Origin of the sequence: Pseudonocardia nantongensis (assembly GCF_046546495.1) — a bacterium.
Classification (GTDB): Bacteria; Actinomycetota; Actinomycetes; order Mycobacteriales; family Pseudonocardiaceae; genus Pseudonocardia; species Pseudonocardia nantongensis.
Genome location: NZ_JBKGXT010000019.1, coordinates 60,519 through 74,779, shown reverse-complemented (window position 1 = coordinate 74,779; position 14,261 = coordinate 60,519). Strand labels below are relative to the sequence as shown.

Below are 14,261 nucleotides of genomic sequence, written 5' to 3'. Positions count from 1 at the left end.
CCCGCCCGCCGCTCACCGGAGCCGATCGAACTCCGTGGTGCGCTCGGTGTCGCCGCCGGGATCGTCGGGGGCGCCGCCCCGCTCGTCGGCGCCGGGACCGCCCCGGTCCGGCATCGTGAACACGGTGGTGGCGCGCTCGTCGGGGACGGGAGCGTCGTCGTCACCGGAACCGGCTCCGGCCCAGTCCGCCGGCCCGGTCTCGCCGGCCCGGCGGCGGTAGACCGCGGGGGCACCGGACTCGGGGGCCACGCCGTCCGGGGCCGGGGCACCGCCGCCGATCCCGGCGTGCACCTCCGGCCAGGCGCGGCGCAGGTACCGCTCCCGGGCGATCCCGGCGGCCGCGGCCACGAGCACCGCCCCGGGCAGGATCCAGCGCATCGGCGACGACGGGTCGCTGCCCAGCAACGCGTCGAAGTTGCCGATCAGCGTGACCAGCACCACGAACAGCAGCAGCGCGGACAGCGCCGGCGCGATCAGCCGCGCCCACACCGAGGTCGCGGCGGCGGCCCGGCGGTCCCGCCGGAAGAACCCGATCACCGCGACCGCGGTGCCGGCCATCAGCAGCACGACGCCGACCGCGGACAGCCCGGAGAACCAGCTGAACAGTGCGAGCATCGGGTCCGCGCCGGCGAACACGAACGCCAGCACGAAGACCAGCGCCACCGCGGTCTGGGTGAGCGAGCCGGCCACCGGCCCGCCGGAGCGGGTGCCCACAGTGGCCAGCACCGGGGGCAGCACCCGCTCCCGGCCGAGCGCGAACAGGTAGCGGGCGACGCCGTTGTGGAAGCTCAGCATCGCGGCGAACACGCTGGTCAGCATCAGGACGGCGGCGACGTCGGCGACCAGTGGCCCGAACATCTCCGCCAGCGGGGCGAACACCAGCCCGGGCCCCTCCTCGGTGGCCCGCGCCTGCAGGTCGGCCGGGCCGGCGACGAGCACCATCGCCCAGGCCGAGAGCGCGTAGAACACGCCGGTGAAGGTCACCGCGATGAACGTCGCCCGGGCCACCGTGCGGCGCGGGTCGCGCACCTCCTCGGCGTAGATCGCGCTGGACTCGAACCCGGTGAAGGACGCGACGGTGAAGGCGACGACCGCTCCGATCCCGGGCGCGAGCAGCGTGCTCGGCTCCAGCGGCGCGAGGGTGATGGCACCGTCGACGGGGCGGGTGAACCCGGCGAGGTCGAAACCGACAACCACCAGCACCTCGGCGATCAGGAACACCGCGAGCACCCGGGCGTTGAGGTCCACCCGGAGCATGCCGAGCCAGCCGATCCCGACCATCGCGACCAGCGCCCAGGTCCACCAGGGCAGCCGCAGCCCGACGAGGTCCGCGACGAGATCCGACATCGTCGAGCCGAACAGCCCGTAGAGCGCGACCTGGATCGCGTTGTAGGTCACCAGCGCCACGAACGACCCGGCCACGCCCGCGGACCGGCCGAGACCCTGCGCCAGGTAGGAGTAGAACGCCCCGGCGTTCGTGACGTGCCGGCTCATCGCGGCGTAGCCGACCGCGAACAGCGCCAGCACCGCGGCCACGGCCAGGAAGGCCAGCGCCACCCCCTGGTTGCCGGCGACCGCGTACGCGGTGGTCACCCCACCGGCGAGCACGGTCAGCGGTGCCGATGCGGCCACGGTGAAGAACACCAGGTGCACCACACCGAGGCGGCGGCGCCGCAGTCCCGGGACCTGCCGGTCGGCGGTCGCGTGTGCGGACATGCGGCGCTCCTGATCGAGAGACGGTGGGTGTCGACGCGAAATGCTAACGTCGCGTGACTTTGACCGTCCATCCGGTCGGTCTGTGCTGGCCACGGGCGAGCAGTCGACTACTCAGAGTCACACACGCCGGACGACGCCGGGAGGGACGAGATGGAGCAGGGTGCGCTGACGACCGGCTTCTTCCTGATCGCGCTCGACGAGCCGGCCGGGCGCCCGGCACTGCATCCGGAGCTGCTGGCCTGCGGCCTGGTCGGTGCCCAGCTGGCCGACCTGGTCGTCGCCGGGGCGCTGACCGTGACCGAGGACGAGCGGGTCCACGCCACCCGGTCCGCGGCCCCGCAGGCCACCACCGACGAGGCCGCGGCGCTGGTGCTGGACAGCGTCGTCCACGAGCCGCGGGCCCATCCGGTCCGGGCCTGGGTCGACGCGCTCGGCGCCCCGCTGACCGAGCTCGTGCAGATCGACCTGGTGCGCCGCGGCGTGCTCGCCGTCGAGGAGCGCCGCGGCCTGCTCGGCCGCCGGCACACCCGGCTGGCGGTCACCGACCCGCCCGCCGCGCACGCGCCGGAAACAACGCTGCGATCGATGGTCCGCCACCCCTCGACGTTCACCCTGCACGGCGCGTCCACGCTGGTGCTGGTCGCCGCGCTCGGCGTCGAGCAGCTGCTGGAGCCGGAGATCGACCGGGCGACCGCGCGCGATCGCGCCGGGCAGGCCACCGCCCACCTGCCCGGCGCGATCGCCCGGCTGCGCGACGGGCTCGCCGCGGCCGCCACCGCGGTCGGGGTGGCGGTCCGCCGCTGACGCGGGCCGGCCCCGGTCAGTGACCGGGGGCGACGTCCAGGGTCGGGTTCCGGTCGAAGAAGCCGGACGGCGCCAGCCGGAACCCGCAGGAGGCCACCGGCATCACCGGCCAGTCCTCGGGTCGCGGGAAGTGCGTCACCCCGAACGTGTGCCACAGGGTCAGCTCGGCACCGTCGACGTCGCGGTCCTCGGCGACCCACTCGGGCAGCCCCGCTCCCCCGCCGTGCTGGTTCACCAGCTCGCCTGCCGGGTAGCGCCGCGCCGGGTCGTAGGCGGTGACCCACAGGTGCCGGGTCGCGAACGCGGCGCGGGCGGCGATCGAGGACTCGTCGTCGGCGAGCAGGGTCGGGCCGTCCTCGGGCTCGAGCACGTACGCCGTCGGGTCGCCGAACCGGTTGCGCGCCTCCGCCGAGCCGATCCGCCAGACCCGCCCGACCGTGCGGTCCGCGACCCGCCCGCCGCCGGACTCGCTGCCGATCCGGGTCGCGTCGCGACCGAAGGCGTTGCCGTGCGGGTTGTCCCCGTCCGGCCCGGTCCGTGGCAGCCGCCGCACGTCCAGCTCGTCCACGCTGGCCCGGGGTCCGTCCACGGTGAGATCGAGCCGGGCGCAGAACAGGTGCTGGTGGTAGGGAGCGCCCAGCCCCGGTGCGACCTCGCTCGCCCACCGTGCGGCGCGCTCGTCGTGCACCCCGGTGAACACGACGCCGGTCGAGCGCACCTCCAGCTCCAGCGCGCCGTCCGGGTACAGGTGCCAGTAGAAGCCGTAGTCGTAGTTGCCGATCGTGGCGAAGAACGAGATCACCAGCCGGCGCCGGCGGCGGACCTGCTGCGAGCCGGTGAACACGTCGGTGTGCTTCCACAGCACGCCGTCGTCCTCCTCGTGCAGGCAGATCGCGTTGCGGATCTCGCGCGGCCGCACGTCCGGGTCGGCGACCACCGCGTCGAAGTAGTGGATCTCGCCGACGCAGTCGCAGCCCAGCTCCAGCGAGTTGGCCTGCTGGCCGAGCAGGTACTCGCCGGCGTCGAAGTAGTTCTGCCAGAACCGGATCGGGCCCGGGTCGGCGTACGGGACGACCATCTCGGCCACCGACACCCGGTGCGCCACCGGCCGGCCGGCGATCGACAGCCGGTGCAGGACGAGGCCCTCGCGCGGGTCGTACCCGACCCGGAACCGCCACCCCTCCCACTCGACGACGTCGTCGTCGACGGTGAAGCTCGGTCCCTCGGGCTGGGTGACGTGCAGCGGCCGGCGCGAGGTCCGGTACGGGCCGTCGCCGAAGTTCCCCTCCTCCGCAGGCACCGGCAGCACCCCGGTGTCGACGAGCTCGACGACCCGCTTCTCCAGCAGGTCCACATAGGCCACGACACCGTCGATCGGGTGCGCCCACGGACTGTCGTCCGGGCGGGCTTGAAGGAACGACAGCACCCGCAGCATCCGGCGTCCGCGCTCACCGGGCAGGTCGTAGGACCCGGCCGAGAGCGGGCAGGCCGCCACCAGCGAGACGTCGGTGATCCCCCGCTCGGCCATCGCCGCCAGCCAGCCCGGATCGGCCTTGACGATCGCGTCGACGGCCTCGAACTCCTCCAGCATGATCGGCGGCTGGCCGTCGGTCACCGGGTCGTGCTCGATGCGCTCGTCGATCGCCGAGCGGGTGAGCGAGGCGAGGACCGTGCGGGAGCGGCCGCTGCCACCGTCCAGCAGGACCGCCCGGATCCGGCGGTCGACCGGGCCGCCCGCGCGGTGTGCCGCCACCTCGTCGCGGGTGGGTTCCTCCAACGAGAGAACGGCGCAGCGGACGCCGGGGGCGAGCAGGTCGTGCACCGCGAGCAGCTCGCGTGCGGCGTCGATCTCGGCGGCGGTGAGCCGGGCCAGCGGGTGGACCATCGGGGCCTCCTCCACGTGCAGGGTCGCGCCGCCGACCCTGCCACGCCCCCGCGGCGCCGCACGCGCCGCCCGTCGATCAACGACGGGCGAGCGGTTGAACACTCTGGGTCACACTTGCGAGTGGTGTTCACCCCTTTTCGCAGCTCACTCTCGGAAAGGCTAGACTTACTTCGCTACCATCCGTGATGAACCACCGGGCGAACCCGACCCGGCCCCGCACAGCGCGAGGAGGTCTCCCCGTGGCCACGACCGGTGATCCCGACGGCCTGTTCGCCGGGTCCCCCTTCCTGCGCGAGAGCGCAGCCGTCGACCACCGGGCCGGCGGCGCACGCAGTGCACTGCGCGAGCGGTACGAGCGGGCCGCGACCGCGGTCCGGTCCGGCGACCCGGTCGCCGTGCGGGGCGCGACCCGCCGGCTGGAGCAGGCACTCGCCACCGCGCAACGCGACCTCGGCCCGCGCGACGCCGACACCCTCGTCGTCGAGGGGACGCTGGCGATCGCCTACCTGCTCGGCGACGACGAGGTCCGCGGCCGGGACCTGCTCGCCCGCAACCTCCGGGTGCGCGAGCAGGTGCTCGGGGACGAGCACCCGGCCGCGCTGGCCGGCGCCGACGCGCTCGCCGCGGCGCACCGGGTGACCGGCGCCCCGGACGAGGCGGTGCGCCGCTACGAGGACGTCCTCACCCGCCGGACCCGGGTGCTGGGTACCGCGCACCCGGACACCCTCTCCTCGCAGGCCGGACTGGCGCTGGCCCGGGCCGACGCCGGTGACGTGCGCGGTGCCGCCGGCCTGCTGGCGGCGTCGCTGGAGTCCGCCGAGCGGTTCCTCGGCGCCGACCACCCGGTCACCGCCGGGGTGCGTGACCTGCTGGCCGAGTGCCGCGCCGCGGTCCGGTCCGAGCCGGCGGCCGCCGATGCCATCCCCCGCGAGCCCCCTCCTGCCCCAACCGCAGCCGCCGCGGCGCCGCCGACCCGGCTGCTGCCCCGGATCCCCCGGCGGCGCGACGCGCGGGAGGAGACCCGGCCGCTGTTCGACCGGCCGTCCGGACCGCTGCCCGTCGTCGGGTAGCGGGGCGCCACCCGCGTTCACGCCCCGCCGGGGGGAGTTCCTCCACCCGCTTCGGGGTGACGAGCCGCAGCAGGGTACGGGGTGGTCATCGCCGGAGTGCGGATCGGTGCCACGGATGGCACGGATCGGCACTCGGACGGCGATCTCCGGGTTCGACCGGTCGGCCGCCGGCCACTACCGTCCGGCACTCGGGCGGATCGGACGGGGTGGCAGATGCGGCGGATGGCGATGGCCGGGGTACTGGGCCTGCTCCTGGCACTCGCCTCCGCGGCGCCGGCGCAGGCCGGCGAGGCAGCACCACCCGTGCCGCCGGACCGGCCGGACAAGAGCTTCGCCGTCTACGTCGGCGCGGACCTGACCGCCGACGGGCACCCGTTCCTCGGCGGGTTCGGGCACGAGCCGTCCAGCCACTGGATCGACGTGGTCCCCGACCGGCAGCACCCGCCCGGGGCGACGATGCCGGTCGGGGCGACGGCGGAGGCGGACATCCCGGGCGAGCTGACCCGCATCCCGCAGGCTCCCGAGACCGCCCGCTACCTCACCTCGCACTACTCGGAGTTCGTCGGGTTCCCCGCGCCGCTCACCAACGGCGGCCTGAACGAGCACGGTGTCGCGGCCCGGGACGTGTGGTCGGACTCCCGGCTCGAGCTGGTCGAGCAGACGCCCACCCCGCAGCGCGGACCGACCTACAGCGACCTGTCGCGGATCGCGATGGAACGCGCGCACACCGCCCGGGATGCGGTCGAGATCGTCGGCGGCCTGATCGACCGGTACGGCTACACCACCTACGGCGGCAACTCGCACCTGTTCGCGGACGAGAAGGAGGGCTGGGTGCTGGTCGAGATGGCAGGCGACCAGGGGCTGTGGGCGGCCGAGCGGCTCGGGCCCGACGAGGTCCGCGTCTCCTACCCCGGCTACATCGGCGAGTTCCCCACCACCCCGGACGCCGATCACCTGTCCTCGCCGAACCTGGTGAGCTACGCGGCCGAGCGCGGCTGGTGGCGTCCCGGCACCCCGTTCGACGTGCAGCAGGTCTACGGCATCCCGTTCCCCGGCCGGCCGGTCCCGGCGGGCGGCGTCGCCGACCCGGCGGACCCCTCCCCGTACCGGCACCCGCCGTCGCTGGAGGAGGAGTTCCGCAGGCTCGCCCCGGTCACGCTGCAGGACGTGCAGCGGATCGTGCGGGACCCGCGCTGGTCCGACGACCGCAGCGGGTACGGCCAGGTCGCGCAGCTGGCCGACGACGTGCCCGACCCGGGTCTTCGCACGCTCTGGATGGCGGTGACCGCGGCCGCCACCGCGCCGTACGTCCCGTTCCACATCGGCACCACCGAGGTACCGGTGCAGTACCGCCAGCACCGCTACCTCACCCACGACTCGGCGTCGGAGTACCTGGACCCGCAGTTCGCCGAGCAGGAGGCCACCGAGTACGCGACGCGGACGTTCAAGCGCCTGATGTACGCCACGTGCTCCCGGCCCGAGCAGTACCTCGGCACGGTGACCGCGGCGTTCGAGGGCTTCGAGGCCGGCGAGCTGGAGCAGCTGCCGGACGTGCAGCGCCGGGCCGCCGACCGCTACGCCGCGGGCGACCGGGCCGGGGCCGAGCGGGTGCTCACCGACGCGACGGCCCGGTGGGCAGGCGACGGGCTCGCGCTGGGCAACCGGCTGCTCGACGACGTCCTGGCCCGCAGCCGGGCCGACGGCGGGCTGCGCGAGCCCGAGGTAGCGGTCCCGGCCGGGGAGACCGCGGGTGCGCAGAGCCGGAGCATGGCGCTGCGCAGCGAGGAGTCCGCCCGGGACCGGATGAACTGCGATCTCGGTGGCGGCTGGGCCGAGGGCGGCACGCTGGCCCGCAAGGGCGACTACGGGGACCCGGCGGACGTGCCCGACCTGCGGGACGACGACGGCGGGGTCCCGGCCTGGGCGCCGGTCGCGGCCGGGGCGGGCGGCCTCCTCGTCGGCGCCGCGGTGGCGTGGGCCGTGCTCCGGCGGCGTCGTGGCAAGACCGGAGGCTGAATCGGGCGTCTCGACCTGACACACGCGGGCGGCGGTGCTCCGGGCGCACGGCATGGTGGGATCGGTCGGACCACACGCGAGGAGCCGTCGTGAACAGCACCGTGAGCAGCAACCCCGCGCGCAGCAGCACCATGAGCAGCAGCACCATGAGCAGCAGAGCCGTGAGCAGCAGCGGCGCGGACGGCCGTCCGGCCCCCGGCCTGCACGAGACGCTGGCGGCGGCGGTCCGCCCCGGCGCCGTCCGGACCCGGGCGATCGACCGGCTGGGCATGGCGCACGACGCCTCGCACTTCGCCCGCACCCCGCAGGCGGTCGTCACGGCGGCGTCGGCCGGTGACGTCGCCCGGCTGTTCACCGCGGCGTCCGCGAGCGGCGTCCCGCTGACGTTCCGCGCCGGCGGCACCAGCCTGTCCGGGCAGGCGGTGACCGACGGGATCCTGGTCGACGCCCGCCGGCACTTCCGCGACATCGAGATCCTCGACGACGGTGCCCGCGTCCGGGTCGGGCCCGGCGCCACCGTCCGCGCGGTGAACGCCCGGCTCGCCGCCCGCGGCCGGATGCTCGGCCCGGACCCGGCCAGCGAGGTCGCCTGCACCCTCGGCGGGGTCGTGGCGAACAACTCGTCCGGGATGGCCTGCGGCACCGCCGCGAACAGCTACGCGCTGCTCGACTCGCTCGAGATCGCCCTGCCCTCGGGGACCACACTGGACACCGGCCGGCCCGGCGCCGACGACGAGTTGCGCGCCCGCGAACCCGGGTTGTGGGCGGGGTTGGCCCGGATCCGGGACCGGCTGCGCGGCGACACGACCCTGCGCGCGGCCGTCGAGCGGCAGTTCTCGCTCAAGAACACCATGGGCTACGGCCTCAACTCGTTCCTCGACCACGACCGCCCGGCCGACATCCTCGCCCGCCTGATCGTCGGCTCCGAGGGCACGCTGGCGTTCATCGCCTCGATCACCATGCGCACCGTGCCGGTGCTGGCGCACACCCGCACCGGCCTGCTGATCTTCGACAGCCTCGCCGCGGCGAACCGGGCGCTGCCCGAGCTCGTCGACTCCGATCCCGCCACCATCGAGCTGCTCGACGCCACCTCGCTGCGGGTCGGGCAGGCCGACACCGACGCCGACCCGCGGCTGCGCGCGCTGACCGTCGACGGGCACGCGGGACTGCTGGTCGAGTACCGCGGGCACACCGCGGCCGAGGCCGACGAGCGCGCCGGGGCCGCGGCCGGGCTGCTGGGGCGGCTGCCGCTGCAGGGCCCGCGCGAGCTCTCCGCCGACCCGGTGGCCAAGGCCGGGCTGTGGAAGCTGCGAAAGGGTCTCTACGCCAAGGTCGCCGAAGCGCGCCCGTCGGGCACGGCGGCGTTGCTGGAGGACATCGCCGTCCCGGTGCCGGATCTGCTGCCCACCTGTGAGGGCCTGATCGAGCTGTTCGGCCGCCACGGTTACGACGACGCTGTGATCTTCGGGCACGCCAAGGACGGCAACGTCCACTTCATGCTCACCGAACGGCTCGGCGACGCCGGCGGCGACACCAGTGGCCGGGACCGGTTCGGCCGGTTCACCGACGACATGGTCGACATGGTGCTGGCCCGCGGCGGGACGCTCAAGGCCGAGCACGGGACGGGGCGGATGATGAGCCCGTTCGTCCGCCGCCAGTACGGCGACGAGCTGTACGAGGTGATGGGCGAGATCAAGCGGCTGTGTGACCCGCAGGGTCTGCTCTCCCCCGGCGTGATCCTCGACGACGACCCGGCCGCGCACCTGTCCGATCTCAAGTCCGCGCCGCCGGTGGAGTCCGAGGTGGACCGCTGCGTCGAGTGCGGGTTCTGCGAGCCGGTCTGCCCCAGCCGGGACCTGACGACCACCCCGCGGCAGCGGATCGTGCTGCGCCGCGAGCTGGAGAAGGCACGCGCCGCCGGCGACCGCGCGCTGGTCGCCGAGCTGGAGGCCGACTACGCCTACGACGGCGTCGACACCTGCGCGGTGGACGGCATGTGCGGCACCGCCTGCCCGGTCCTGATCAACACCGGGGACCTGGTGCGGCGGCTGCGCGCCGAACGCCCGCAACCGGTCGCCGCGAAGGGGTGGGCGTTCGCGGCGCGGCACTGGGGCGCCACCACGAAGGTCGCCGGGACCGCGCTCTCGCTGGCCCGCGTGGTCCCCGGCGCCGCGGCGGTCACCGCGGCGGCCCGGCGGGTGGCCGATCCGGAGCAGGTGCCGCAGTGGTCGGCCGACCTGCCGCGCGGCGGCGGTCCCCGGGAGCCGGCCGGCCTGGTCACCACCGACGCCGACCTGATCCTGTTCTCCTCCTGCACCGGCGTCATGTTCGGCTCCGAGGGCGCGGACGGGGGCGCGGGGGCGGCGTCCGCGTTCGTCCGGCTCTGCCACCGGGCCGGGATCCGGGCCGGCGCCCCGGCGGGTCTGGCGTCGCTGTGCTGCGGGACGCCGTGGAAGTCCAAGGGCCTGCGCGACGGCGCGGCCGCCATGGCCGGCCGGGTGCTGCCGGCGCTGTGGGCGGCCACCGACCGGGGCCGGCTGCCGGTGGTGACCGACGCGTCGTCGTGCACCGAGGGCCTGCGGGCGACGGTCTCCGGTGGACCGGCGGAGTACCGCTCGCTGCGGATCCTCGACGCCGTCGACTACGCCGCCGAGCACCTGCTCCCGAGGCTCACCGTGCACGAGCAGCTCGGCCGGATCGTGCTGCACCCGACGTGCTCGGCGACCCAGCTCGGCCTGGTCGAACCGCTGTGGGCGCTGGCCGGCTCGGTGGCGGCCGAGGTCGTCGTACCGGACTCGTGGGGGTGCTGCGGGTTCGCCGGGGACCGCGGTCTGCTGCACCCGGAGCTGACCGCGGCCGCGACCGCTCCGCAGGCCTGGGAGCTCGCGGCGGTCGACGCGGACGCGCACGTCTCCTGCAACCGGACCTGCGAGCTCGGCATGTCCCGCGCGACCGGGCGCAACTATGAACACGTGCTGGAGACACTGGAGCGCGCCACCCGCGGGTGACCCCGATCGGAGCGTCCCACCGCGTTGCGTCACACACCTGTTGCGCGGAACCAGGAGTCCGGGTCGACAATGGGCCCGGGTGCCCGACCGAGGGTGTCGGTGCCCGCCGGAGGGAGCCGTGAACGCCGTGCCCGCACCGAGCACTGCGACACCGAAACACCCCACGACACCGAAACACCCGAGGACACCCAAACACCCGAGGACACCGAAGCCCCCGACGTCGGACCGCGCGAAGATGCAGAAGGACCCGAAGACCGGGGAACACCGGATCCCGGCACCGCGGGCGGCAACACCGAGCACCCGGACGATGGCCGTGGTCCGGGTCGAGACCCCGGCCGGGGTCGAGGCGCACACCGTCGAGGCCGAGCTGACCCGGGCGTTGCACGAGCACGACAAGCGACCGGTGTCGGTGGAACTGTCGCTCGCCGACGGCACCGGGCCGTGGCCGCGCACCGGTCCGACCCGCTACGCCTTCGTCGCCGTCCTGACCACCGTCGGACGTTCGGCGCCGCAGAAGCTCGCCGCCCGGGTCGAGAAGGTTGCCCGCAAGGCCATCCAGCGGCGGTTCGGCCGCCCGGCGTCCGCGCGGGTCCGGACCGAGATCGGCGACGCCGAGGCCGGCGCCTACTGGTACAGCCTGCGCGGCACCCCGCACCGGCCGGGCTGAGCGGTCCACCCGGACGGGTGACACCTGTCCGGGGTAGCCCTGGGCGTTCCCGGTTCCCGACCAGTAGCGTTGTGCTCGTCGTACAGGGCGAGTATCCGGCCGGAGGGCGCGGGAATGGAACGACCGGCATGGGCGCCCGACGAGGTCGACATCAACCGACCGAGCGTGGCGCGGGTCTACGACTACTACCTGGGCGGTTCGCACAACTTCGAGGTCGACCGGCGGTTCGCGACCCAGGTGCTCGACGTGCTGCCCGAGATGGCCGCGGTCGCCCGGCAGAACCGGGCCTTCCTGCGCCGGGTGGTGCACCTGCTGCGCGAGCAGGGCATCGACCAGTTCCTCGACCTCGGGTCGGGGATCCCCACGGCCGGCAACGTGCACGAGATCGCCGCCGGGATCGGCGGGGAGCCGCGCGTGCTCTACGTCGACAACGACCCGATCGCGGTGTCGCACAGCCGCGCCCTGCTCTCCGGTGACGATCGCACCGAGGTGCTGGCGGCCGACCTCACCGACCCGCGCGCGGTGCTGGAGGCCCCGCTCACCCGCCGGCACCTCGACCTGGACCGGCCGCTGGCCGTGCTGCTGGTCTCGGTGCTGCACTTCGTCGGGGACGAGCAGTGCCCGGACGAGATCGTCCGCACCTACATGGACGCCGTCCCGCCGGGCAGCCACGTGGTGATCAGCCACGCCAGCGACGCGGGGCACTCCGGAGCCACCGACGCCCAGACGGTCTACAACCGCGGGCGGTCCCCGAACGCGATGCGGATGCGCGACGTCGCCGAGGTGGAGGCGCTCTTCGGCGACCTGACCCTGCTCGATCCGGGCGTCGTGCGCATCCCGCAGTGGCGGCCGGAACCCGGTGCCGGCACGACGATGGAGAACTACCCCGGGCTCGCCGGCGTCGCGCGGAGCTGAGCCGGAGCCGCCGTGTCCCTCCCCCACCGCCCGGACGACGGCCGGTCCACCGTCGACCGGCTCGCCGACGCCTGGACCGCCGCGATCGACTCGGGCTCGTTCGTCTCGATCGGACGGACGGAGCTGCGGGCGCTGCTGGGCGAGCTGGCCGGCCGGATGGTGGCGGTGGTCGACGGGTACGCGCTGCCCGGCACCGCGAGCGAGGTCGGTTCGGCCCTGGTCGCTGCGCACCTCACCGACCCCGCCGCGCTGCGCAGCTCGCTGGACGTCCTGACCGGACACCTGGTCGTCCCGCAGGCCGGGGCACCGCCGGACGGCGGCCCGGCCCGGATCCGCCGCGCGAGCGCCGCGCTGAACGAGCTGTCGTCCGGATACGCCCGGGCGCTGCAGGAGCGGACCCGCACCGAGCAGGAGCGGATCAGCGCCGCGGCCTTCACGGCCCGCGGCGTCGCCGAGGCCGCGCGGTGGGCCTCCGAGGCCCGCTACGGCGCGGTCTTCGAGCACGCCGTGATCGGGATCAGCGTGTCCGACGTGGAGGGCACGGTCCTGGAGGTCAACCGGTCGCTGTGCCGGATGCTCGGCTACCGGGCCGATGAGCTGCTCGGGCGGTCGGTGTTCGGGTTCATCCACCCCGACGACGACCCCGACGCGTGGCCGCGGATCGCCGCGATGACGGCCGGCGAGATCGACCACGTGCGGCTGGAGAAGGCCTACTTCCGCAAGGACGGGCTGCCGGTCTGGACCGAGCTCGTGGTGTCACTGATCCGCGGTCCGGACGGGGCACCGCAGTACCTGGTCGCGATGGTCGAGGACGTCACCGAGCGGCACGAGCTGCAGTCCCGGCTGCAGTACCAGGCCGAGCACGACCCGCTCACCGGGCTGCCGAACCGGGCCCTGTTCTTCCACCGGCTGAACCGCGCGCTGGAGGCCGGTCCGGACGCCGACGGCGAGGTCGGCGTCTGCTACCTGGACCTGGACGGGTTCAAGGAGATCAACGACACGCTCGGTCACGACGCCGGGGACCGGTTGCTGCACACCGTCGCGACCCGGCTGCACCGCTCGCTGGGTACCGAGGGGCACACCGTCGCGCGGATGGGTGGCGACGAGTTCGTGGTGCTCGTCGAGCACTGCACCGGCGTCGACGAGCTGGTCCCGCTCGCGCGCCGGTCGCTCGAGCTGATCCGTGCCCCGCTGTACCTGGAGGGACGGGAGATCGCCGTGTCGGCCAGCGCCGGGCTCGTCACCCACCCCCGGTCCGGACAGCGTGCCGAACGGCCGGACGGCGCCGTCGAGCTGATGAAGGCCGCGGACACCACGATGTACTGGGCCAAGCGGGACGGCCGGGACCGGTTCGCCGTGTTCGATCCCGGCCGGCACGACCACGACGTCGCGGTGTTCGAGCTGTCCGGCCGGATGCCGGCCGCGCTCGACGCCGGCGAGTTCGAACTGGACTACCAGCCGCTGGTCCGGTTCCGCGACGGCCGGGTGACCGGTGTGGAGGCACTGGCCCGGTGGCGGCCGCCGGACGGGAGCCGGTTCGGCCCGGACGTCTTCATCCCGATCGCCGAGCAGACCGGGCTGATCGTCCCGCTCGGGCTGTACCTGCTGCGCCGCGCCTGCCGGGACGCGGCGGCGTGGCCCGACCCCGACCTCGTCCTGAGCGTGAACGTGTCCGGCAGGCAGCTGCGCGAGCCGGACGCCGTCGAGCGGATCGCCGCGATCCTCTCCGAGACCGGGCGGGCACCGTCGTCGGTGCAGCTGGAACTGACCGAGAGCGATCTGATGGCCGCCGAGGGACGGCCGGTGGAGGCGTTGCAGGAGCTGTCCGCGCTCGGCGTGCGGATCGCGATCGACGACTTCGGCACCGGCTGGTCGAACCTGGCCTACCTGCACCGGCTGCCGGTGGACGTGCTCAAGCTCGCCGGGTCGTTCGTGACGCAGGGATCGGCGTCCGGGGCGGCGGGGCGGGACGTGGACAGCCCGGTCATCCTCTCCGCGGTGATCGACCTGGCGCACACGCTGGGGCTGAGCGCGGTCGCCGAGTCGGTCGAGACCGCCGAGCAGGCGCACCGGCTGCGGGAGCTGGGGTGCGACGTCGGTCAGGGCTGGCACCTGGGCGAGCCGGTGCCCGCCGGGCAGGTACCGGCGATGCTGGACCGCCCCGCACCGGGCTGACCGGC

The 14,261-nt window shown here is 74.7% G+C and carries 9 protein-coding genes; 7 read left to right on the top strand and 2 right to left on the bottom strand.

The features are described 5' to 3' along the window. Positions 1-12: 12 nt before the first annotated feature. Entirely contained in the window at positions 13-1,716 is a 1,704-nt protein-coding gene (locus ACLFMI_RS20175) for an APC family permease (protein ID WP_410949472.1), read from the bottom strand. 150 nt (positions 1,717-1,866) lie between these two features. On the opposite strand from ACLFMI_RS20175, the gene ACLFMI_RS20170 reads away from it, so the two are divergent. Next, complete coding sequence (locus ACLFMI_RS20170; RefSeq protein WP_410949471.1) at positions 1,867-2,520, top strand: GOLPH3/VPS74 family protein; 654 nt, start codon at positions 1,867-1,869, stop codon at positions 2,518-2,520. Between the two features lie 16 nt (positions 2,521-2,536). Here the strand turns inward: ACLFMI_RS20170 and ACLFMI_RS20165 are convergent, their stop codons facing one another. Next, entirely contained in the window at positions 2,537-4,405 is a 1,869-nt protein-coding gene (locus tag ACLFMI_RS20165; RefSeq protein ID WP_410949470.1) for a primary-amine oxidase, read from the bottom strand. 239 nt (positions 4,406-4,644) lie between these two features. Between ACLFMI_RS20165 and ACLFMI_RS20160 the strand changes: the two genes are divergently transcribed. The 6 genes from ACLFMI_RS20160 to ACLFMI_RS20135 all read left to right on the top strand — a co-directional run bounded on the left by ACLFMI_RS20160 (position 4,645) and on the right by ACLFMI_RS20135 (position 14,256). Beyond that, entirely contained in the window at positions 4,645-5,475 is an 831-nt protein-coding gene (locus tag ACLFMI_RS20160) for a tetratricopeptide repeat protein (protein ID WP_410949469.1), read from the top strand. 213 nt (positions 5,476-5,688) lie between these two features. After that, positions 5,689-7,491, top strand: coding sequence for a C69 family dipeptidase (locus tag ACLFMI_RS20155; RefSeq protein ID WP_410949468.1), 1,803 nt, complete (start codon positions 5,689-5,691; stop codon positions 7,489-7,491). A gap of 89 nt (positions 7,492-7,580) precedes the next feature. After that, positions 7,581-10,499, top strand: a complete 2,919-nt coding sequence (locus ACLFMI_RS20150; protein ID WP_410949467.1) for an FAD-binding and (Fe-S)-binding domain-containing protein — start codon at positions 7,581-7,583, stop codon at positions 10,497-10,499. Positions 10,500-10,734: 235 nt separating this feature from the next. Beyond that, on the top strand, positions 10,735-11,166 hold the full coding sequence (locus ACLFMI_RS20145) for a hypothetical protein (protein ID WP_410949466.1): 432 nt from the start codon (positions 10,735-10,737) through the stop codon (positions 11,164-11,166). Between the two features lie 114 nt (positions 11,167-11,280). Next, complete coding sequence (locus tag ACLFMI_RS20140; RefSeq protein ID WP_410949465.1) at positions 11,281-12,081, top strand: SAM-dependent methyltransferase; 801 nt, start codon at positions 11,281-11,283, stop codon at positions 12,079-12,081. Positions 12,082-12,093: 12 nt separating this feature from the next. Next, positions 12,094-14,256, top strand: coding sequence for a putative bifunctional diguanylate cyclase/phosphodiesterase (locus ACLFMI_RS20135; protein WP_410949464.1), 2,163 nt, complete (start codon positions 12,094-12,096; stop codon positions 14,254-14,256). Positions 14,257-14,261: the final 5 nt, after the last annotated feature.

Bases quoted from the DNA above. Each gene is read 5' to 3' on its own strand.
- ACLFMI_RS20175 (WP_410949472.1), bottom strand. From the start codon at position 1,716: ATGTCCGCACACGCGACCGCCGACCGGCAGGTCCCGGGACTGCGGCGC.
- ACLFMI_RS20155 (WP_410949468.1), top strand. From the start codon at position 5,689: ATGCGGCGGATGGCGATGGCCGGGGTACTGGGCCTGCTCCTGGCACTC.
- ACLFMI_RS20140 (WP_410949465.1), top strand. From the start codon at position 11,281: ATGGAACGACCGGCATGGGCGCCCGACGAGGTCGACATCAACCGACCG.
- ACLFMI_RS20165 (WP_410949470.1), bottom strand. From the start codon at position 4,405: ATGGTCCACCCGCTGGCCCGGCTCACCGCCGCCGAGATCGACGCCGCA.
- ACLFMI_RS20145 (WP_410949466.1), top strand. From the start codon at position 10,735: ATGCAGAAGGACCCGAAGACCGGGGAACACCGGATCCCGGCACCGCGG.
- ACLFMI_RS20170 (WP_410949471.1), top strand. From the start codon at position 1,867: ATGGAGCAGGGTGCGCTGACGACCGGCTTCTTCCTGATCGCGCTCGAC.